Genomic DNA, 24058 nt, shown 5'->3' with positions numbered 1-24058 from the left:
TTAGAGAATGGTTTGTTTTTTTAAAAAAGCGCTTTTAAGGTGTTTTTAAACGGTGTTTAATCATAGTTTAATCTTATTTAATACTGAGGAGATATAAGTAAAAAGTATTATAAATAATTTTTGAATGAATGTAAAAACTTTTTTTTTACTATTTTTGTGACCTCGTAATAAAATCTGTGTCTAGTATATATCTACATGGTTTTATGTTAGTTGTTTATTTTATTCCCTCTTTAAATAAATAATTTTAAAAGTATGTTAGTCATTGTATTGTGGCTTTAAAAGAGGGTGGCTTTCAGTAAAAACACCTTTTTTATAATACAAGCAATTTGAAATTAACAAATAAAAGAAAGCTTTTGTAAAACCAATTGCTACCTTTTGGCGTACGTATAATATATGGCTATTAAGTGGCTAAGTAAATGCAGTAGTAATTAAAGTGTTTTTTATGAATAAAATTACCCCTTTACCCCTTCAAAAATTAAGTTCCCTGTTGCTTTTTTTCTTGTTTTTTGTTTTTTCATTGCAATTTTCTTACTCTCAGAGCTACACTGTAACAAAAACATATTCAGGAGCTACTATTTCTCTTGATGGTAGTTCAGCTAATTTACCTGGAGTTAATTTTACAGCAACAGATTTTCCTAATGGTTGTGTTATAGAAAGTTTAACAGTAACGATTAATTGGACAAAAACAGATAGGCAATGTGCGAATCCAAGAAATGGAAACGCATATCATAATGAGACTTTCTTTTCTTTAGTTGGTCCAACAAATACAGAGGTTATTGCTCCAGTAAATACTTGGTCAGGAGGAGTTGATATAGGTAATGTTACAACAATTTTTTTAGATGGTGCTGCAACACCTTCAGGCACACCTGTTAGTGGTAGTTTTTCACCATCAGGTAGTTTTGCGTCATACATAGGTACCAACCCTTTAGGGACATGGAGTTTATTTGCTGGTGACTCGGTAGGTCAAGACCCTCTTTGTGTTAACAGCTATTCTGTAAGTATTACTGTAAAAGATATTAATGCAAGTGCTGGAGCTAATTTTAGAGTGTGTTCAGGCGAAGATACAAATTTATCTGCAACTGCAAATGGAACAGGTTTAACATATGAATGGACTAATTCTAGCACAGGATTTGGTGTAGGTAGTGGGCAAAATATTTCTTTTCCTTACGTAATGTCGGGTGATGCTAATGAAAATGTTTTTTATACTGTAACTGTTACAGATAATAATGGTTGTTCTGATACTGATGAGGTTGAAGTAACTTATACAAAAATTCCTGATGTTACTGTTACAAAAATGGATAGTGAGTGTGGTGAAGATGATGGAATAATTACGTTTACATTTTCCGATAATCCAAGTAGATCACATATAGAGTTTAGTATAGAAGGGGATCTAGATTCAGGGTATAATAAAAAATATGTTCAGGATAATACTGGAAGTACATCATACAATGGGTTAGCCCCAGGTGATTATGATGTTTGGGTTCGTTGGGGGAATAATCAATGTCCTATAGATTTAGGAATTATAACAATAGGAGAAGTTGACACTACAGCGCCAGTAATTACTTTAGTAGGTGCTAACCCACAGGTATTAGAGGCATGTGGAAGTTATACAGAACTAGACGCAACTGTAACAGATTGTGAGACAGGCTTAACAGCAACAATCGATGCAAGTGGAGTTGATATGAGTACTCCAGGAAATTATACAGTAACGTATAATGTAACGGATACTGCAGGAAATGCAGCGACTCAAGTAACTCGTACAGTAACAGTTCAAGACACTACAGCGCCAGTAATTACTTTAGTAGGTGCTAACCCACAGGTATTAGAGGCATGTGGAAGTTATACAGAATTAGACGCAACTGTAACAGATTGTGAGACAGGCTTAACAGCAACAATCGATGCAAGTGGAGTTGATATGAGTACTCCAGGAAATTATACAGTAACGTATAATGTAACGGATACTGCAGGAAATGCAGCGACTCAAGTAACTCGTACAGTAACAGTTCAAGACACTACAGCACCAGTAATTACTTTAGTAGGTGCTAACCCACAGGTATTAGAGGCATGTGGAAGTTATACAGAATTAGACGCAACTGTAACAGATTGTGAGACAGGCTTAACAGCAACAATCGATGCAAGTGGAGTTGATATGAGTACTCCAGGAAATTATACAGTAACGTATAATGTAACGGATACTGCAGGAAATGCAGCGACTCAAGTAACTCGTACAGTAACAGTTCAAGACACTACAGCACCAGTAATTACTTTAGTAGGTGCTAACCCACAGGTATTAGAGGCATGTGGAAGTTATACAGAATTAGACGCAACTGTAACAGATTGTGAGACAGGCTTAACAGCAACAATCGATGCAAGTGGAGTTGATATGAGTACTCCAGGAAATTATACAGTAACGTATAATGTAACGGATACTGCAGGAAATGCAGCGACTCAAGTAACTCGTACAGTAACAGTTCAAGACACTACAGCGCCAGTAATTACTTTAGTAGGTGCTAACCCACAGGTATTAGAGGCATGTGGAAGTTATACAGAACTAGACGCAACTGTAACAGATTGTGAGACAGGCTTAACAGCAACAATCGATGCAAGTGGAGTTGATATGAGTACTCCAGGAAATTATACAGTAACGTATAATGTAACGGATACTGCAGGAAATGCAGCGACTCAAGTAACTCGTACAGTAACAGTTCAAGACACTACAGCGCCAGTAATTACTTTAGTAGGTGCTAACCCACAGGTATTAGAGGCATGTGGAAGTTATACAGAATTAGACGCAACTGTAACAGATTGTGAGACAGGCTTAACAGCAACAATCGATGCAAGTGGAGTTGATATGAGTACTCCAGGAAATTATACAGTAACGTATAATGTAACGGATACTGCAGGAAATGCAGCGACTCAAGTAACTCGTACAGTAACAGTTCAAGACACTACAGCGCCAGTAATTACTTTAGTAGGTGCTAACCCACAGGTATTAGAGGCATGTGGAAGTTATACAGAATTAGACGCAACTGTAACAGATTGTGAGACAGGCTTAACAGCAACAATCGATGCAAGTGGAGTTGATATGAGTACTCCAGGAAATTATACAGTAACGTATAATGTAACGGATACTGCAGGAAATGCAGCGACTCAAGTAACTCGTACAGTAACAGTTCAAGACACTACAGCGCCAGTAATTACTTTAGTAGGTGCTAACCCACAGGTATTAGAGGCATGTGGAAGTTATACAGAACTAGACGCAACTGTAACAGATTGTGAGACAGGCTTAACAGCAACAATCGATGCAAGTGGAGTTGATATGAGTACTCCAGGAAATTATACAGTAACGTATAATGTAACGGATACTGCAGGAAATGCAGCGACTCAAGTAACTCGTACAGTAACAGTTCAAGACACTACAGCGCCAGTAATTACTTTAGTAGGTGCTAACCCACAGGTATTAGAGGCATGTGGAAGTTATACAGAATTAGACGCAACTGTAACAGATTGTGAGACAGGCTTAACAGCAACAATCGATGCAAGTGGAGTTGATATGAGTACTCCAGGAAATTATACAGTAACGTATAATGTAACGGATACTGCAGGAAATGCAGCGACTCAAGTAACTCGTACAGTAACAGTTCAAGACACTACAGCGCCAGTAATTACTTTAGTAGGTGCTAACCCACAGGTATTAGAGGCATGTGGAAGTTATACAGAACTAGACGCAACTGTAACAGATTGTGAGACAGGCTTAACAGCAACAATCGATGCAAGTGGAGTTGATATGAGTACTCCAGGAAATTATACAGTAACGTATAATGTAACGGATACTGCAGGAAATGCAGCGACTCAAGTAACTCGTACAGTAACAGTTCAAGACACTACAGCGCCAGTAATTACTTTAGTAGGTGCTAACCCACAGGTATTAGAGGCATGTGGAAGTTATACAGAATTAGACGCAACTGTAACAGATTGTGAGACAGGCTTAACAGCAACAATCGATGCAAGTGGAGTTGATATGAGTACTCCAGGAAATTATACAGTAACGTATAATGTAACGGATACTGCAGGAAATGCAGCGACTCAAGTAACTCGTACAGTAACAGTTCAAGACACTACAGCACCAGTAATTACTTTAGTAGGTGCTAACCCACAGGTATTAGAGGCATGTGGAAGTTATACAGAATTAGACGCAACTGTAACAGATTGTGAGACAGGCTTAACAGCAACAATCGATGCAAGTGGAGTTGATATGAGTACTCCAGGAAATTATACAGTAACGTATAATGTAACGGATACTGCAGGAAATGCAGCGACTCAAGTAACTCGTACAGTAACAGTTCAAGACACTACAGCGCCAGTAATTACTTTAGTAGGTGCTAACCCACAGGTATTAGAGGCATGTGGAAGTTATATAGAATTAGACGCAACTGTAACAGATTGTGAGACAGGCTTAACAGCAACAATCGATGCAAGTGGAGTTGATATGAGTACTCCAGGAAATTATACAGTAACGTATAATGTAACGGATACTGCAGGAAATGCAGCGACTCAAGTAACTCGTACAGTAACAGTTCAAGACACTACAGCGCCAGTAATTACTTTAGTAGGTGCTAACCCACAGGTATTAGAGGCATGTGGAAGTTATACAGAATTAGACGCAACTGTAACAGATTGTGAGACAGGCTTAACAGCAACAATCGATGCAAGTGGAGTTGATATGAGTACTCCAGGAAATTATACAGTAACGTATAATGTAACGGATACTGCAGGAAATGCAGCGACTCAAGTAACTCGTACAGTAACAGTTCAAGACACTACAGCGCCAGTAATTACTTTAGTAGGTGCTAACCCACAGGTATTAGAGGCATGTGGAAGTTATACAGAATTAGACGCAACTGTAACAGATTGTGAGACAGGCTTAACAGCAACAATCGATGCAAGTGGAGTTGATATGAGTACTCCAGGAAATTATACAGTAACGTATAATGTAACGGATACTGCAGGAAATGCAGCGACTCAAGTAACTCGTACAGTAACAGTTCAAGACACTACAGCGCCAGTAATTACTTTAGTAGGTGCTAACCCACAGGTATTAGAGGCATGTGGAAGTTATACAGAATTAGACGCAACTGTAACAGATTGTGAGACAGGCTTAACAGCAACAATCGATGCAAGTGGAGTTGATATGAGTACTCCAGGAAATTATACAGTAACGTATAATGTAACGGATACTGCAGGAAATGCAGCGACTCAAGTAACTCGTACAGTAACAGTTCAAGACACTACAGCGCCAGTAATTACTTTAGTAGGTGCTAACCCACAGGTATTAGAGGCATGTGGAAGTTATACAGAATTAGACGCAACTGTAACAGATTGTGAGACAGGCTTAACAGCAACAATCGATGCAAGTGGAGTTGATATGAGTACTCCAGGAAATTATACAGTAACGTATAATGTAACGGATACTGCAGGAAATGCAGCGACTCAAGTAACTCGTACAGTAACAGTTCAAGACACTACAGCGCCAGTAATTACTTTAGTAGGTGCTAACCCACAGGTATTAGAGGCATGTGGAAGTTATATAGAATTAGACGCAACTGTAACAGATTGTGAGACAGGCTTAACAGCAACAATCGATGCAAGTGGAGTTGATATGAGTACTCCAGGAAATTATACAGTAACGTATAATGTAACGGATACTGCAGGAAATGCAGCGACTCAAGTAACTCGTACAGTAACAGTTCAAGACACTACAGCGCCAGTAATTACTTTAGTAGGTGCTAACCCACAGGTATTAGAGGCATGTGGAAGTTATACAGAATTAGACGCAACTGTAACAGATTGTGAGACAGGCTTAACAGCAACAATCGATGCAAGTGGAGTTGATATGAGTACTCCAGGAAATTATACAGTAACGTATAATGTAACGGATACTGCAGGAAATGCAGCGACTCAAGTAACTCGTACAGTAACAGTTCAAGACACTACAGCGCCAGTAATTACTTTAGTAGGTGCTAACCCACAGGTATTAGAGGCATGTGGAAGTTATACAGAATTAGACGCAACTGTAACAGATTGTGAGACAGGCTTAACAGCAACAATCGATGCAAGTGGAGTTGATATGAGTACTCCAGGAAATTATACAGTAACGTATAATGTAACGGATACTGCAGGAAATGCAGCGACTCAAGTAACTCGTACAGTAACAGTTCAAGACACTACAGCGCCAGTAATTACTTTAGTAGGTGCTAACCCACAGGTATTAGAGGCATGTGGAAGTTATACAGAATTAGACGCAACTGTAACAGATTGTGAGACAGGCTTAACAGCAACAATCGATGCAAGTGGAGTTGATATGAGTACTCCAGGAAATTATACAGTAACGTATAATGTAACGGATACTGCAGGAAATGCAGCGACTCAAGTAACTCGTACAGTAACAGTTCAAGACACTACAGCGCCAGTAATTACTTTAGTAGGTGCTAACCCACAGGTATTAGAGGCATGTGGAAGTTATACAGAATTAGACGCAACTGTAACAGATTGTGAGACAGGCTTAACAGCAACAATCGATGCAAGTGGAGTTGATATGAGTACTCCAGGAAATTATACAGTAACGTATAATGTAACGGATACTGCAGGAAATGCAGCGACTCAAGTAACTCGTACAGTAACAGTTCAAGACACTACAGCGCCAGTAATTACTTTAGTAGGTGCTAACCCACAGGTATTAGAGGCATGTGGAAGTTATACAGAATTAGACGCAACTGTAACAGATTGTGAGACAGGCTTAACAGCAACAATCGATGCAAGTGGAGTTGATATGAGTACTCCAGGAAATTATACAGTAACGTATAATGTAACGGATACTGCAGGAAATGCAGCGACTCAAGTAACTCGTACAGTAACAGTTCAAGACACTACAGCGCCAGTAATTACTTTAGTAGGTGCTAACCCACAGGTATTAGAGGCATGTGGAAGTTATATAGAATTAGACGCAACTGTAACAGATTGTGAGACAGGCTTAACAGCAACAATCGATGCAAGTGGAGTTGATATGAGTACTCCAGGAAATTATACAGTAACGTATAATGTAACGGATACTGCAGGAAATGCAGCGACTCAAGTAACTCGTACAGTAACAGTTCAAGACACTACAGCACCAGTAATTACTTTAGTAGGTGCTAACCCACAGGTATTAGAGGCATGTGGAAGTTATACAGAATTAGACGCAACTGTAACAGATTGTGAGACAGGCTTAACAGCAACAATCGATGCAAGTGGAGTTGATATGAGTACTCCAGGAAATTATACAGTAACGTATAATGTAACGGATACTGCAGGAAATGCAGCGACTCAAGTAACTCGTACAGTAACAGTTCAAGACACTACAGCGCCAGTAATTACTTTAGTAGGTGCTAACCCACAGGTATTAGAGGCATGTGGAAGTTATATAGAATTAGACGCAACTGTAACAGATTGTGAGACAGGCTTAACAGCAACAATCGATGCAAGTGGAGTTGATATGAGTACTCCAGGAAATTATACAGTAACGTATAATGTAACGGATACTGCAGGAAATGCAGCGACTCAAGTAACTCGTACAGTAACAGTTCAAGACACTACAGCGCCAGTAATTACTTTAGTAGGTGCTAACCCACAGGTATTAGAGGCATGTGGAAGTTATACAGAATTAGACGCAACTGTAACAGATTGTGAGACAGGCTTAACAGCAACAATCGATGCAAGTGGAGTTGATATGAGTACTCCAGGAAATTATACAGTAACGTATAATGTAACGGATACTGCAGGAAATGCAGCGACTCAAGTAACTCGTACAGTAACAGTTCAAGACACTACAGCGCCAGTAATTACTTTAGTAGGTGCTAACCCACAGGTATTAGAGGCATGTGGAAGTTATACAGAATTAGACGCAACTGTAACAGATTGTGAGACAGGCTTAACAGCAACAATCGATGCAAGTGGAGTTGATATGAGTACTCCAGGAAATTATACAGTAACGTATAATGTAACGGATACTGCAGGAAATGCAGCGACTCAAGTAACTCGTACAGTAACAGTTCAAGACACTACAGCGCCAGTAATTACTTTAGTAGGTGCTAACCCACAGGTATTAGAGGCATGTGGAAGTTATACAGAACTAGACGCAACTGTAACAGATTGTGAGACAGGCTTAACAGCAACAATCGATGCAAGTGGAGTTGATATGAGTACTCCAGGAAATTATACAGTAACGTATAATGTAACGGATACTGCAGGAAATGCAGCGACTCAAGTAACTCGTACAGTAACAGTTCAAGACACTACAGCGCCAGTAATTACTTTAGTAGGTGCTAACCCACAGGTATTAGAGGCATGTGGAAGTTATACAGAATTAGACGCAACTGTAACAGATTGTGAGACAGGCTTAACAGCAACAATCGATGCAAGTGGAGTTGATATGAGTACTCCAGGAAATTATACAGTAACGTATAATGTAACGGATACTGCAGGAAATGCAGCGACTCAAGTAACTCGTACAGTAACAGTTCAAGACACTACAGCGCCAGTAATTACTTTAGTAGGTGCTAACCCACAGGTATTAGAGGCATGTGGAAGTTATACAGAATTAGACGCAACTGTAACAGATTGTGAGACAGGCTTAACAGCAACAATCGATGCAAGTGGAGTTGATATGAGTACTCCAGGAAATTATACAGTAACGTATAATGTAACGGATACTGCAGGAAATGCAGCGACTCAAGTAACTCGTACAGTAACAGTTCAAGACACTACAGCGCCAGTAATTACTTTAGTAGGTGCTAACCCACAGGTATTAGAGGCATGTGGAAGTTATACAGAACTAGACGCAACTGTAACAGATTGTGAGACAGGCTTAACAGCAACAATCGATGCAAGTGGAGTTGATATGAGTACTCCAGGAAATTATACAGTAACGTATAATGTAACGGATACTGCAGGAAATGCAGCGACTCAAGTAACTCGTACAGTAACAGTTCAAGACACTACAGCGCCAGTAATTACTTTAGTAGGTGCTAACCCACAGGTATTAGAGGCATGTGGAAGTTATACAGAATTAGACGCAACTGTAACAGATTGTGAGACAGGCTTAACAGCAACAATCGATGCAAGTGGAGTTGATATGAGTACTCCAGGAAATTATACAGTAACGTATAATGTAACGGATACTGCAGGAAATGCAGCGACTCAAGTAACTCGTACAGTAACAGTTCAAGACACTACAGCGCCAGTAATTACTTTAGTAGGTGCTAACCCACAGGTATTAGAGGCATGTGGAAGTTATACAGAACTAGACGCAACTGTAACAGATTGTGAGACAGGCTTAACAGCAACAATCGATGCAAGTGGAGTTGATATGAGTACTCCAGGAAATTATACAGTAACGTATAATGTAACGGATACTGCAGGAAATGCAGCGACTCAAGTAACTCGTACAGTAACAGTTCAAGACACTACAGCGCCAGTAATTACTTTAGTAGGTGCTAACCCACAGGTATTAGAGGCATGTGGAAGTTATACAGAATTAGACGCAACTGTAACAGATTGTGAGACAGGCTTAACAGCAACAATCGATGCAAGTGGAGTTGATATGAGTACTCCAGGAAATTATACAGTAACGTATAATGTAACGGATACTGCAGGAAATGCAGCGACTCAAGTAACTCGTACAGTAACAGTTCAAGACACTACAGCGCCAGTAATTACTTTAGTAGGTGCTAACCCACAGGTATTAGAGGCATGTGGAAGTTATACAGAATTAGACGCAACTGTAACAGATTGTGAGACAGGCTTAACAGCAACAATCGATGCAAGTGGAGTTGATATGAGTACTCCAGGAAATTATACAGTAACGTATAATGTAACGGATACTGCAGGAAATGCAGCGACTCAAGTAACTCGTACAGTAACAGTTCAAGACACTACAGCGCCAGTAATTACTTTAGTAGGTGCTAACCCACAGGTATTAGAGGCATGTGGAAGTTATACAGAATTAGACGCAACTGTAACAGATTGTGAGACAGGCTTAACAGCAACAATCGATGCAAGTGGAGTTGATATGAGTACTCCAGGAAATTATACAGTAACGTATAATGTAACGGATACTGCAGGAAATGCAGCGACTCAAGTAACTCGTACAGTAACAGTTCAAGACACTACAGCGCCAGTAATTACTTTAGTAGGTGCTAACCCACAGGTATTAGAGGCATGTGGAAGTTATACAGAATTAGACGCAACTGTAACAGATTGTGAGACAGGCTTAACAGCAACAATCGATGCAAGTGGAGTTGATATGAGTACTCCAGGAAATTATACAGTAACGTATAATGTAACGGATACTGCAGGAAATGCAGCGACTCAAGTAACTCGTACAGTAACAGTTCAAGACACTACAGCGCCAGTAATTACTTTAGTAGGTGCTAACCCACAGGTATTAGAGGCATGTGGAAGTTATACAGAATTAGACGCAACTGTAACAGATTGTGAGACAGGCTTAACAGCAACAATCGATGCAAGTGGAGTTGATATGAGTACTCCAGGAAATTATACAGTAACGTATAATGTAACGGATACTGCAGGAAATGCAGCGACTCAAGTAACTCGTACAGTAACAGTTCAAGACACTACAGCACCAGTAATTACTTTAGTAGGTGCTAACCCACAGGTATTAGAGGCATGTGGAAGTTATACAGAATTAGACGCAACTGTAACAGATTGTGAGACAGGCTTAACAGCAACAATCGATGCAAGTGGAGTTGATATGAGTACTCCAGGAAATTATACAGTAACGTATAATGTAACGGATACTGCAGGAAATGCAGCGACTCAAGTAACTCGTACAGTAACAGTTCAAGACACTACAGCGCCAGTAATTACTTTAGTAGGTGCTAACCCACAGGTATTAGAGGCATGTGGAAGTTATACAGAATTAGACGCAACTGTAACAGATTGTGAGACAGGCTTAACAGCAACAATCGATGCAAGTGGAGTTGATATGAGTACTCCAGGAAATTATACAGTAACGTATAATGTAACGGATACTGCAGGAAATGCAGCGACTCAAGTAACTCGTACAGTAACAGTTCAAGACACTACAGCACCAGTAATTACTTTAGTAGGTGCTAACCCACAGGTATTAGAGGCATGTGGAAGTTATACAGAATTAGACGCAACTGTAACAGATTGTGAGACAGGCTTAACAGCAACAATCGATGCAAGTGGAGTTGATATGAGTACTCCAGGAAATTATACAGTAACGTATAATGTAACGGATACTGCAGGAAATGCAGCGACTCAAGTAACTCGTACAGTAACAGTTCAAGACACTACAGCGCCAGTAATTACTTTAGTAGGTGCTAACCCACAGGTATTAGAGGCATGTGGAAGTTATACAGAATTAGACGCAACTGTAACAGATTGTGAAACAGGATTAGCAGTTACTATTGGAGGAGATACAGTTGATACAACTACAGCAGGAACTTATACAGTAACCTATAATGTAACTGATATAGCAGGAAATATCGCAACAGAAGTAACCAGAGTTGTAACAGTTCAAGACACTACAGTACCGGTAATTACATTAACAGGAGCAGCAGCAATCACTTTAGAATCATGTGCTACGTATACAGAAGCAGGAGCTACGGTAACAGATTGTGAAACAGAATTAGCAGTTACTATTGGAGGAGATACAGTTGATACAACTACAGCAGGAACTTATACAGTAACCTATAATGTAACTGATACAGCAGGAAATATCGCAACAGAAGTAACCAGAGTTGTAACAGTTCAAGACACTACAGTACCGGTAATTACATTAACAGGAGCAGCAGCAATCACTTTAGAATCATGTGCTACGTATACAGAAGCAGGAGCTACGGTAACAGATTGTGAAACAGGATTAGCAGTTACTATTGGAGGAGATACAGTTGATACAACTACAGCAGGAACTTATACAGTAACCTATAATGTAACTGATACAGCAGGAAATATCGCAACAGAAGTAACCAGAGTTGTAACAGTTGAAGACACTACAGTACCGGTAATTACATTAACAGGAGCAGCAGCAATCACTTTAGAATCATGTGCTACGTATACAGAAGCAGGAGCTGCGGTAACAGATTGTGAAACAGGATTAGCAGTTACTATTGGAGGAGATACAGTTGATACAACTACAGCAGGAACTTATACAGTAACCTATAATGTAACTGATACAGCAGGAAATGCAGCGACTCAAGTAACTCGTACAGTAACAGTTCAAGATTGTAAAGACACCGATGGTGATGGAATCGCAGATGCAATTGACTTAGATGATGACAATGACGGAATTCCAGATTCAGCAGAAGGAAACGGAGACACCGACGGTGATGGTATTCCAGATAGTTTAGATTTAGATAGCGATAATGACGGAATCTTAGATGTTGATGAAGGTGGAAATGGCGATTTAGATACCAATAATGACGGAGTTATCGATCCAAACGATGGGGCATCAGGAGCTGATACAAATGGCGATGGTCAAGCAGATGCTTCAGTAGATGCAGGAAATGAAGAACCAGATACCGATGGCGATGGTGTACCAGATTATCAAGATTTAGATAGTGATAATGACGGAATCACCGATGTTATTGAAAATGGAAACGGCGGATTAGATACCAATAATGATGGTGTTATCGACGCAAACGATGCAGGAGGATCAGATGTAGATGGTGATGGTATTTCAGATAGCTTAGATGGTGATACCTCAGGATTTGGAGTAGGCGCAGGAAACGCATCAGATGTAGTAGATAGCGATGGTGATGGCGTATCAGATTATCAAGATTTAGATAGTGATGATGATGGAATCAACGATGTTGTAGAAGGCGGAAATGAAGATACAGATGGAAACGGACAAGTAGATGGACCAGATACAGATGGCGACGGAATCTTAGATGTTGCAGATCAGGATGATGCTAATTTCGGAGATACAGGAAATGATGATGTAAATGATTCAGACCCTACCGATCCAAATAGTGGCGGAGATGGAGCAGCAACAGATAGTGGAACAGATACAGACGGTGATGGTATTCCAAATAGTGAAGATGGATTAGATGGTTTTGGAGATGATGATGAGGGGATTGTTTTGGGAGTTGATGATACTTGTATCGTATTATATAATGAATTTACACCAAATGGAGATGGTGTTAATGATTATTTAGTTATTGACTGTATCGAAAATTTCCCAAATAATTCGCTTGAAATTTTTAACAGATGGGGTAACAAAGTTTATAAAGTTAAAGGATATAATAACACGGATAAAGTGTTTAGAGGAGTCTCTAATGGTCGTGCTAATTTTGCTGTAAAAGAAAAACTACCTGTAGGAACATATTTTTATATATTAGATTTAGGTAGCGGGTTTAAAATAAAGAAAGGTTGGATTTATATTAATAAATAAAAAATATTATATATTTAGTAAATATTAAATTTGTATTGTATGAAGCTGTTCCTTAAAATAATTTTTACTTGTTTCTTAAGCTTTTTTTTATCGGCAAGTATACTTGCCCAGCAAGACCCTCAATATACACAATATATGCACAATACTATGAGTGTAAACCCCGCATATGCAGGTTCTAAAGGGCATGGTGTTATAACTGCCATAGGTAGAACCCAATGGGTTGGATTTGATGGCGCTCCAAATACTCAAAATTTAAGTTATCATGCTCCAATAGGGTATTCAGGTTTAGGTTTAGGTGTTAATTTAATGAATGATGAAATAGGACCTTCGAAAGAAATTTATTTAGATGCCAATCTATCATATACCATTGAAACGGGTGAAGAAGGTAATTTAGCTTTTGGATTACGATTGGGAGGACGATTACTAAATATTGATTGGAGTAAAGGTAAAGTAAATCAAAATGAACAGATTCTAGAAGAAAATATAAATAAGTTTTTGCCAACAATAGGTGTGGGTATTTATTATTATGAACCTGAATGGTATGTGGGCTTATCAGTACCTAATATTTTAAGAAAAGAACATTACGACGCAGAAAACCCAGTAGGAGAATCAGCGGTTGAAAGAATGCATTTCTTTTTAATAGCGGGGTATGTTTATGATATAAATGAAGATTTAAAACTTAAGCCAGCAGCTTTATTAAAAGCAGTATCAGGAGCTCCATTATCTTTAGATGTTTCAGCTAATTTATTGTTTAATGAAAAATTTAGAATTGGTTTAGGCTGGAGATGGAACGATTCTTTAAGTGCTCTTTTAGGTTTTCAGGTTTCAGAAGAATTACTTATTGGATATTCATATGATTTAACTACCTCTAATTATAACGTAACAAATTCAGGTACTCATGAAATTATGTTACAGTATGAATTACTAAGAAACACAACGTTTAGATCCCCTAGATTCTTTTAAAAAAAATAGATTATATGAATTTAAGAAGCTTTTTATTAATAATCATATTATTAATAACTGCAAGAAATTTTGGGCAAAATAAAAAAGTAGCTGATAGGTACTTCAATGAGTTTTCGTATGTGCAATCAGCTGAGTTGTATAAAGCTTTAGTAGAGAAGAAAGGGGATACATCAAAACATGTTTTAAGTCGTTTGGCAGACTCTTATTATAATAATGCAGAAACCAAACAAGCTGAAGTTTGGTATAAAAAATTGGTATTTATATATAAAGAAGAACTAGAGGATAAACATTTGTTTAAATATGCTCAAGTACTTCGTAGCAACGGAAAATATAAAGAATCAGATTCAATATTTTTAACATTAACGTCTTCAGAAAAAAATAATAGAAAAGAAGAGTTAAGAAAAGAAAACTACTTATTAGATTATGCGAATGAAGATATTCGAATCGGAGTTAGAAACTTGGCTATTAACACTGAGTTTTCTGATTTTGGCGGTTTCTTATTAAACGGAAAAGCATATTATACGTCAGCCGTTCCGAAAGGAGGAAAAAATGAACGTATATATAAATGGAATAACCAGCCTTTTTTAAATATTTATAAAGCAACCGAAGAAATTAAATCTCTTGAAGAAAACGAAAAAGATACGGTGTTAACATTGGTAAATCCTCGATTAATAGAGGTTCCAATTACCTCAGAATTTCACGAATCAACACCAGTTTTTACCAAGGATGGTAAAACTATTTATTTTACGCGTAATAATGTAAATGGGAAAAAGGCGAGAAGAGACAAAAAGAATACCTCTAATTTAAAAATTTATAAAGCAAGTTTTGTAAATGGATATTGGATTAATGTAAAAGAATTGCCATTTAATGGAGAAGAGTTTTCTGTAGGGCACCCAGCTCTGAGTGCTGATGAAAAAATATTATACTTCGTATCTACCATGCCTGGCGGTTATGGAGCGACAGATATTTATAAGGTAGCAATACTAGGAAATGATCAGTACGGAACTCCAGTTAATTTAGGCGAAAACATCAATACTTCTGATAAAGAAATGTTCCCTTTTATAGGAGAGGATAATACCTTGTATTTTTCTTCAAACGGACATTTAGGTTTAGGGCTTTTAGATATCTTTCAATCTAAAATAAAAAATGACTCACTTTATTCAATAGCTGAAAATTTAGGGCATCCATTTAATAGTAAAAGAGATGATTTTTCTTTTTATATAGATGGAAAGGGAAAAAAAGGTTTTTTCTCATCAAATAGAATTGGAGGTAAAGGGGATGATGATATGTATAGTTTTTATATGTATACTGATCCTCTTGTTTGTGCAAAATCAATAGAGGGAATAGTAACAGATAATATTAATAAAATGCCTGTAGATGGCGCTTTAATTAAGTTAGTAGATAACCAAGGGAAGGTTATAAAAGAAGCATTTTCGAATAGTAATGGTGCGTATGTTTTTGAAGACGTTTTATGCGATAATACCTATACTGTTTTTGCTTCTAAATTAGATCATAGATCAAAAGATAAAAAAAGAGTTACCATCATTAAAGATAATATTAATCAAATTAATTTAGAATTGATTCCATTAATTATAGGAAACCAAATTGTTATTAATCCTATATATTTCGATTATGGTAAATCATTTATAAGAGAAGATGCTCAATATGAATTAGAAAGTATTGTAATGGTAATGTCTAACCATCCAGAGGTGAGTATTAAAATCGAATCTCATACAGATAGTAGAGGACCAGGAGATTACAATAGAAAGTTGTCTGATAGAAGGGCTAAGTCAACAAAAGAGTATATAGTCTCTAGAGGTATCAAAAAAGAAAGAGTAATTAGTGCTATAGGTTTTGGAGAAGATCAGCTACTAAATAAGTGTAATGATGCTAATAAAAATAAATGTACAGAGGAAGAACATCAAAAAAATAGACGTTCATATTTTTATATAGTAAAGGGTACTGATAAAATTAGAGAAAGACAAATTGCAGAAAAAATTGCTGTTAAAAAAAGAATCACAAAAAAGAACAATTTTTTACTTTTCTTAAAGAAGAATTTTAAAAAGAAAGGGAAGAATACCTCAGGTCCCAAAAAATGCCTTATAGGTAGAGAAGAGGACTGCGAGAAAGATAAAAAAGATTTTAAAATAGAGTATAAAAATTAATAGCAATACCCCTTTTAATTTTTCCCTATAAAAACTCCTGTAATGGGAGTTTTTTTATGTTATAATGAATTACAGCATAATTACATTGTAAACGCGAATTTCACTTACTAATAAATAGTAGTAACATAAGTATTAAAAACAATACGTGATAACAAGTATAGAAAATAAGTAATGTGAGTTGTTAATAGCTATTAGTTTTAACATATTATAAGATAATAAACATACTATATAAAGGATTTCTGTTTTTATATAGCCTTATGTAAGTAATGACATAGAGATTTGATAAATGATATAAAACTAAATAAAGAGGGCTTTTAGTGTTGCTAAATAAAGTTTATATACACCTTAAGTTAGCAATTTAATAAAAAGGTTAAATTTAAGAGATATAAATCAGAAAGAATAAAAGAGAGAATTAAGGTTAATATATACGGTGAAGCATTGACTTCGACAACATTGATAATCCTCTCTCTTTTCTACTAAAAATCACGTTCAGTTCTGTGAGACCTAGATCTCGATTTCAATTTGTTGTGAGTCAAGTAGCTTATTCTTTCATAAAACAGTTCTTATGAATAAATATAAGGAAATTTTTGGAGTTGACATAAGTAAAGATGTATTTGATGTTCATGGAAGTAAAAGCGGCCATGATCAATTTAAAAATGATGCCTCTGGTTTTAAGGTCTTTCTAAAAAACCTTCCTAAAGAATCATTAGTTATAATGGAAGCTACGGGTTATTATCATTATCGGCTAGCTCAGTTTTTATTTAAACAAGGTATTTTAGTTTCGGTAGTGAATCCTTTATCGGTAAAGCGTTTCATTCAGATGAAATTATCTAAAGTAAAAACAGATAAAAGTGATGCCAAAGCCATTTGCGAATATGGACAAATAAATGAGGTTCCTTTATATACAGCTCTTACAGATGTACAAAGTGAATGCTTGCAATTGTTTCGTTTAATGGATAGTTTTATCAAGAAACGCACAGCAACCAAGAATAAAATACATGGAGAAGAAGTTTTAGGCATTCCTTCAAAATGGGTTTATCGTTCTTTGAAAAGAGACAAAAAACATTTAGATAAAGAGTTAAAAGGAATTGAAGAAAGGTTGTTATCTTTAGTAAAACAAGAGCAGCAGTTTCAGTTAACCTTATTAACCAGTATTCCAGGGATCGGACTTAAAACCGCCTTATTTATGCTAGTAATTACCGATGGTTTTACCAAGTTTGAAAACTCAAAACAACTTTGTAGTTATGTTGGTATAACACCTATAATACGAGAGTCTGGCAGTAGTGTAAGAGGTCGAAGTAGGATTAGTAAAGTTGGTAATAGAAAGTTACGTAATCTTTTGTTTTTGTGTTCCTTTAATGCCTGCAAACATAATAAGGCATGTAAAGATATTTATGAGCGTATTGTAAACAAAGGAAAGAGTAAAAAACTAGCATTAATAGCTGTTTCAAATAAGTTAATAAAACAAAGTTTTGCTATTGCAAAATCGGGTTTACCTTATGATGAAAAGTATATTTCGGTATTAGCTAAATAAGTAGTTATTATACATGAAATAAAAACTTAAAATACCAAGTAATAGCATTTTGAGTCTAGAATATTATTGTGTAAATTTAATAAAGAAAAGGTTTGTTTTTTACCTCAGTTCTTTGTTGCCATTCATATAAATAGTAGTTAGAAGATATATTTAGAAGTTTTAAAGTGTTTTTTCGAAATGAAATTCCTACAAAAAAATAAGCCTGAACAATATACATTATTGTTCAGGCTTAATATATGTAATACCTGTAAATATAGGTGTTATATGATATTTAATTTATTAATCTTGTAAAGCAAAGTTAATTGGAATGTAGTATTCAACATTCGCCAATTTACCATCCTGTTTACCAGGTACAAAAGTAGCTAATTTAGTAACCATTCTTTTTGCTTCTTGTTCTAATAATTCTCCTCCTTCAGGGCCTCTCATTTTTATATTACTTACTTTACCTTCCTTACCAATAATAAAACGAACCCAAACTTTACCTTCTATGTTCTGATCGGCTGCTGCTGCAGGATAATTAAAGTTTCTTTGAATATGGCTAACCATTCTTTCATTAAAACAATTTTCTTTTTGTGTATCTTCAACCTTTACACAAGCTTTAAATAGAGGTATAGTTTGTACTTTATCAAATTTAATATAGTCAGTAATTAATTTTTCTTTGCTAGTATTTGATACACGTTTAGTAGCTACTCTTTTTGCTACCTGAGTTTTAACAGCGCTAGGATTAGGGTGTTTAAACGTAATAGGAATACCATATTTAACTTTTACATTTCTTCCATTGTGTTTTCCTGGTATAAATGTAGGAAGTTTGTTAACGATTCTACTAGCTTCTTTTTCTAAAGATTCACCATTTTGTGGACCTCTCATTTGAATAGCAGCAACATTACCTTGCTCATCAATTGTAAATTGTACTAAAACTCTACCTTGAATACCTGCATCAAATGCATCTTGTGGATATTTAAAGTTTTTCATTATATGTTTTGACATTTGAGTCTCAAAACATTTAGCTTGTTTCATTAAAGGCACATTATTACATTTAGAAAATAAAGGAATTTCTTCTACAAGATTAAAAGGAATTCTTTCAATAGTCTCTGAATTATCTTCTAATTCAAGTTTACCAACCAATAAAGTGTTTTTCTTTATGTTAGCTACTTTTTGCGAAGTGCCAGCTCCTCCAATAGCAGAAACAGCTTCATTCTTTTTACGCACAACACGTCTCCTTGTAGAAACCTCAATAGAAAGTTGCTTTTTTTCACCATCCTGTGTTTCTTCAATAGCACATTTTGTGATACTATTAGGATCCGCTATAGTTTCATCTGTAGTAGCACATACTTCTTGTTGAGCAACAGTTGCTAAAGAAAAAAGCATTGCTGTCACGAGTAAGGGGAATTTCTTCATAATCGCACTCTATTTTAAGGGGTTAACAAAATTTGTTAACAAGTTTGAGTTGTAAAAGTAAGAAAAAATAATTTATTAAAGAAAATAATTTAAACTATTTTTTTTACCTAAAGGGTTTATAATTAAAAGGTTATTCTTTTTGCAAGAATAATTTACTTTTTTTAAGAGTATTTTAGAATTTTGTGTTATTCTAAATATTCCTTTAAAATAGTTGTTTTTATAATTAAATTATGCTGTTTTAGTAAAAAAATAATTCCCGATAATCTATAGACTAGCGGGAATTATTTTTACAATACTATTTAATTTTTAATTATTTTTTTGGTGTTTTAAAAGTTATTGGCAAAGCATATTTTACATTGACTAAATTCCCAAGATGTTTACCAGGTATAAAATTTGGTAATTTTTTGATTAATCGTACAGCTTCTTCTTCCAGTAGCTCACCTCCTTTGGGTCCTCTTTTTTTTATATTTACCACTTTACCAGCTTTGTCAATAGTAAATTGCACCATTACTCTTCCTTCAATATTTTTAGCCTTTGCAGCTTCAGGATAACTAAAGTTTTGAACAACATGCTTAATCATTTGTTTTTCAAAACACTTGGCTTGTGCAAGTAAGGGAGAATTCTTACATTTAGTAAACAAAGGTATTTGTTCTACTAAATGAAACGGAATTCTTTTTAAAGAAGAAACAACATCTTTTTTAATGGTTAGTTTTTCAACCAAAGCATTGTTGTTTTTAATTTTCTCAATTTTATTATTGGCAGCTATTGAAACACTATTTTTAGATTTTCTAACGTGTCTTCTTACAGAAACTTGTTTGTCTTCATCAGATTCTAGTGCTTTTTGTACGTCGTCAATAGAGCATTTTGTAATGCTTATAGCATTAAGATCTGCGATTTCTTCGTTAGGTGTTTCACATTTTTCTTGTGAAATAGCTATAGCAGACATAAAAAGTGCTATAACTATGCTGAAGGGGAATCTCATAGTATGGGTAATTAAGGGTTAGTTAATAAGCTGGTAAATATAATGTTTTTAAGTGCTTAATTATGTTAACTTAAGGTTAAGTTAAAGGTAAAAGAGTATATTACTATTACTGGTAACCCTTTCTCTTTTCCTGGAGTAAATGAGGGTAGCTTTTGTAAGATGCGATTTATCTCATGGTGAAGTTCTTTGTGTTGTTTTTTGCTCTTTATTTGAGTATTAACGACATTTCCATATAAGTCAATACTAAATTTAATAAATATCTTGTCATTGATAACTTCATTGTTAAATTTTTCGGCATAAAAGTTTTTTGAAAAATGCTTCTTTATTTTTTTTTTAAAACATTTGACATCATTTTTTCGGGTAGATTTATTACAAGAGTCAAACATAGGAATTTCTTGAACTAAAGTAAATAAAACCTCTCTAGATAAGTTTTTTGTGTCAGAATGGTTTTTGCTAACCCTAATGTTTCGAACTCTTTTTCTTATTGTTTTTGTTTTAATTATTTTTCTTGAATCATTTTTGTCGGTAACATCACATTTTTTAACGGAAATTACATTCAAATCTTCAAAAGTATCTTCAGCAGGTTTTTTACATACTTCAGCTTGACCATAACTGTTAATTAGGTTAAAAATGGATAACGCTATAATGGGAAGTATATTTTTCATTTTAATGTTTTTTAATTACAACGTAAATATGAAACATTAATACTATAGTGAGTTTATGTAAGTGTAATATGTATTTTAATTAATATAATCTTAATTGTTAAGGATGTTAATTTAGTGTAAATAAAAACTCCCTATTTTATCAATAGGGAGTTTTACAATATATTCAATATAAATGTGAAAATTATTTTACATGCATTAATTCCACATCAAAAATTAAAGTAGCGTTTGGCGGAATTACCCCTCCAGCACCAGCTGAACCATAAGCTAAGTTAGACGGAATTACAAACCTGGCTTTGTCTCCAACTTTTAATAACTGAATTCCTTCATCCCAACCTGCAATAACTTGTCCCATACCAATAGCAAAGTCGATTGGTTGTTTGCGCTTATAAGAAGAATCAAACACAGTACCGTCTAATAATTGCCCTTTGTAATGAACAGAAACAGTAGCGCCTTTCGTAGCTTGCTTCCCGTCTCCGTTTTGTAAAATTTTATAACGTAATCCAGACGGAGTCTCGTCATAACCCTTAGCAACAGTGTCTAATAACTCTTGCTGTTTCGCTTTTTCTTCTGCTTCACGTTTTTCACGAGATCCTTCAAAAGATCTAAAAGCTTCAACAGCGTTAAATTTTTCAGCAGCTTCACCTACACGAATAATTTCAACATCCATCGTGTCGTTTTGCTGAATAGCATCTACAACATCTTGTCCTTTTACAACGCTTCCAAAAACAGTATGATTACCATCTAAATGTGGCGTTGCTGTATGTGTAATGAAAAATTGAGAACCGTTTGTTCCAGGTCCTGCATTTGCCATTGATAATTTACCAGGAGCGTCATGCTTTAAATCAGGATGAAATTCATCATCAAATTTATAACCAGGGTTTCCTGTTCCAGTACCTTGTGGACAACCACCTTGTATCATGAAATCAGAAATCACACGGTGAAACTTTAAGCCATTGTAATATGGAGTTCCTTGTGGTTTAGCTTCGTTTTCTAAATTTCCTTCTGCTAAAGCAACAAAGTTACCTACAGTTCCAGGTGTTTTTTCGTATTCTAAATTCACTAAAATATGGCCTTTTGGCGTTGTGAACTTTGCGTAAATTCCGTTATTCATTCTACTATTATTTACTAATTAAACTTTAATTTATTTGGGCGCTCGAGCGGGCTTTACGTTATATCTTTTATGCATTCTTCATAAAAGGATGCCACTTCAATCCCTAGCGCAAGCATACTATATAATTAATTTTTTATGGATAAAGTTGATAGATTAAAACTTAAACCAATATTCATATTCGTCGATTTTACATTCCCAAAAGGCGAATAATATTTTCCTGCTGAAGCTATAATTGCAACGCCATTTGTAATATCATAACTTAAACCTAAGGTAGGACGCACAATAATTCCTTCGTCTGTATCTACACCTGCACCACCACCGGCTCCTGCCATAAATTCGACAAAACCACGGGCTTTAGTATTCAAAAAACGTGGCGAGTATATTCCACCTCCAACCAATCCATGTGCATAACCACCAGAGCGTCCGTCATAAGCAAAACTTGCTTCACCAGCTATATACAACCATTTGTTAAGGTCGAAATTCACTTTTAAACCAATCAATTGTAAATCGATGACCGCCGCATCAAATACATCATCGGTTTTTGCAACATCAAAATACGATTGATTCTGAATTTCAACGCGTAATCCTTGTGTGTAAAAATTGTTGTATTTTTTTTCTTCGGATGTTGTTCCGCCATTTAATCCGAAGTATTTAAAACCAAATCCTACAGTATAAGCTTCTAAATCGCCTGCAACAGCACGATAATAACCACCGTGACCACTGATGGCTAATTTGCTTGATAGTTTTAAATCGATTCCGGCAGAGGGATAAATCATTAAGCCGCCTTCAGGAGCCACACGACCACCAGCAGCACCAATACCTAATTTTGTGAAAATATTAATGTATTTCGATTGATATGGGTGATAACCAGCACCAAAAAATAAATCCATAAATCCAGCACGCAAACCTTTGTATATAGCATCGGTATGTGCGAATAAAAAGGTGTTTTCTGATAGGTATTTCTGATATTCAAATCCGATTACATATAATGACTCATCTAAAACATCTCCATTGTCTTTCTTAGAATTTCCGAATGGTTTAAAGAAATCAAAGCGGACTTGTTGTGCGTTTTTTATTACTGGTTTGCTCCAAAAATCATCCGAAGAAAGATTGGTCGCAACAAATTTTTGATGGGCTTTATCATAATCTGTAAAACGCAATACACTCGGAATTTCAACAAAAACCGAAACCGAATTGCTTTTTATTTCGCCTGATAAAAAATTTAAGTGACTGTATTGTACACCAACCGAATAGTTGTTTTTTTTGTATTGTAATCCTATATTCGGATTTATAAATCCGCCATCGTTTACTAAGTTTCTGTATCCACCACCACCACCAAAATGGAAGTTAGCATCTACATATAAATTTTTATATACTTGTTTGTTTACGCCAATTTCGGCACCTAAAGTAAATAAACCTCCTTGGTCTCCAGTAACCGCAAAATGAAATCCGGCACCACCATACAACCAATCGTTAATCGGAATTTGATAATGTAAACCCGCCAACCCCATAGTTGGTTTTAAGTTAGGAAATGCATCTGTAGGCATTTGAACAGGAATAAAATTCAAACGTACTTTAGTGTGTAGTTCTTTGCCTTTTAAAGTTGAGAGGTTTTCTTGACTAAACAAGGTGAAAAATAAAAGACAAAAGATAAAGGATAAAAACACGTCATTACGAACATAGTGAAGTAATCTCTTACTAACTAAGAAGATTGCATCGTTCTTCGTAATGATGTTGTAATTTTTATTATTCATGTTAAATAAATG

9 protein-coding genes are annotated in these 24058 nt (G+C 35.8%); 4 read left to right on the top strand and 5 right to left on the bottom strand.

Annotation, left to right across the window (positions count from 1 at the left end; translation table 11 throughout):
* The first annotated feature begins 442 nt into the window (after nucleotides 1–442).
* From H0I30_RS03395 to H0I30_RS03380, 4 genes are all read left to right on the top strand, one after another.
* Nucleotides 443–13474 (top strand): immunoglobulin-like domain-containing protein, encoded by a 13032-nt coding sequence (locus tag H0I30_RS03395; protein ID WP_218772910.1) that lies wholly within the window; start codon nucleotides 443–445, stop codon nucleotides 13472–13474.
* Nucleotides 13475–13513: 39 nt separating this feature from the next.
* On the top strand, nucleotides 13514–14437 hold the full coding sequence (locus H0I30_RS03390; RefSeq protein WP_218772909.1) for a type IX secretion system membrane protein PorP/SprF: 924 nt from the start codon (nucleotides 13514–13516) through the stop codon (nucleotides 14435–14437).
* A gap of 14 nt (nucleotides 14438–14451) precedes the next feature.
* Complete coding sequence (locus H0I30_RS03385; protein ID WP_218772908.1) at nucleotides 14452–16602, top strand: OmpA family protein; 2151 nt, start codon at nucleotides 14452–14454, stop codon at nucleotides 16600–16602.
* Between the two features lie 565 nt (nucleotides 16603–17167).
* Nucleotides 17168–18136, top strand: a complete 969-nt coding sequence (locus H0I30_RS03380) for an IS110 family transposase (protein ID WP_218772907.1) — start codon at nucleotides 17168–17170, stop codon at nucleotides 18134–18136.
* Nucleotides 18137–18415: 279 nt separating this feature from the next.
* On the opposite strand, the gene H0I30_RS03375 is transcribed toward H0I30_RS03380, so the two are convergent.
* The 5 genes from H0I30_RS03375 to H0I30_RS03355 all read right to left on the bottom strand — a co-directional run bounded on the left by H0I30_RS03375 (nucleotide 18416) and on the right by H0I30_RS03355 (nucleotide 24046).
* Nucleotides 18416–19534 carry an energy transducer TonB gene (locus tag H0I30_RS03375; RefSeq protein WP_218772906.1) on the bottom strand — a complete coding sequence of 373 codons (1119 nt, stop codon included), beginning with the start codon at nucleotides 19532–19534 and terminating at the stop codon, nucleotides 18416–18418.
* A gap of 310 nt (nucleotides 19535–19844) precedes the next feature.
* Nucleotides 19845–20480: an energy transducer TonB gene (locus H0I30_RS03370; protein ID WP_218772905.1), complete on the bottom strand. Its 636-nt coding sequence runs from the start codon at nucleotides 20478–20480 to the stop codon at nucleotides 19845–19847.
* Nucleotides 20481–20581: 101 nt separating this feature from the next.
* Complete coding sequence (locus H0I30_RS03365) at nucleotides 20582–21181, bottom strand: energy transducer TonB (RefSeq protein ID WP_218772904.1); 600 nt, start codon at nucleotides 21179–21181, stop codon at nucleotides 20582–20584.
* A 181-nt stretch (nucleotides 21182–21362) separates the two neighbouring features.
* Nucleotides 21363–22292, bottom strand: coding sequence for a peptidylprolyl isomerase (locus H0I30_RS03360; protein ID WP_218772903.1), 930 nt, complete (start codon nucleotides 22290–22292; stop codon nucleotides 21363–21365).
* Nucleotides 22293–22417: 125 nt separating this feature from the next.
* A complete protein-coding gene (locus tag H0I30_RS03355) occupies nucleotides 22418–24046 on the bottom strand; it encodes a hypothetical protein (protein ID WP_255554314.1) in 1629 nt (542 codons plus the stop codon).
* Between the last annotated feature and the right edge of the window lie 12 nt (nucleotides 24047–24058).

It is taken from the genome of Tenacibaculum sp. AHE14PA, from assembly GCF_019278465.1.
In the GTDB taxonomy this organism is placed as follows: Bacteria; Bacteroidota; Bacteroidia; order Flavobacteriales; family Flavobacteriaceae; genus Polaribacter; species Polaribacter bernardetii.
Note: the sequence above shows the minus strand (reverse complement) of the source record. Positions and strands in the feature narration are given on the sequence as shown.

What these genes read in the sequence shown, in the direction of transcription:
- H0I30_RS03385 (WP_218772908.1), top strand. Translation starts at nt 14,452, where the DNA reads ATGAATTTAAGAAGCTTTTTATTAATAATCATATTATTAATAACTGCA.
- H0I30_RS03360 (WP_218772903.1), bottom strand. Translation starts at nt 22,292, where the DNA reads ATGAATAACGGAATTTACGCAAAGTTCACAACGCCAAAAGGCCATATT.
- H0I30_RS03365 (WP_218772904.1), bottom strand. Translation starts at nt 21,181, where the DNA reads ATGAAAAATATACTTCCCATTATAGCGTTATCCATTTTTAACCTAATT.
- H0I30_RS03380 (WP_218772907.1), top strand. Translation starts at nt 17,168, where the DNA reads ATGAATAAATATAAGGAAATTTTTGGAGTTGACATAAGTAAAGATGTA.
- H0I30_RS03375 (WP_218772906.1), bottom strand. Translation starts at nt 19,534, where the DNA reads ATGAAGAAATTCCCCTTACTCGTGACAGCAATGCTTTTTTCTTTAGCA.
- H0I30_RS03390 (WP_218772909.1), top strand. Translation starts at nt 13,514, where the DNA reads ATGAAGCTGTTCCTTAAAATAATTTTTACTTGTTTCTTAAGCTTTTTT.
- H0I30_RS03395 (WP_218772910.1), top strand. Translation starts at nt 443, where the DNA reads ATGAATAAAATTACCCCTTTACCCCTTCAAAAATTAAGTTCCCTGTTG.
- H0I30_RS03355 (WP_255554314.1), bottom strand. Translation starts at nt 24,046, where the DNA reads ATGAATAATAAAAATTACAACATCATTACGAAGAACGATGCAATCTTC.
- H0I30_RS03370 (WP_218772905.1), bottom strand. Translation starts at nt 20,480, where the DNA reads ATGTCTGCTATAGCTATTTCACAAGAAAAATGTGAAACACCTAACGAA.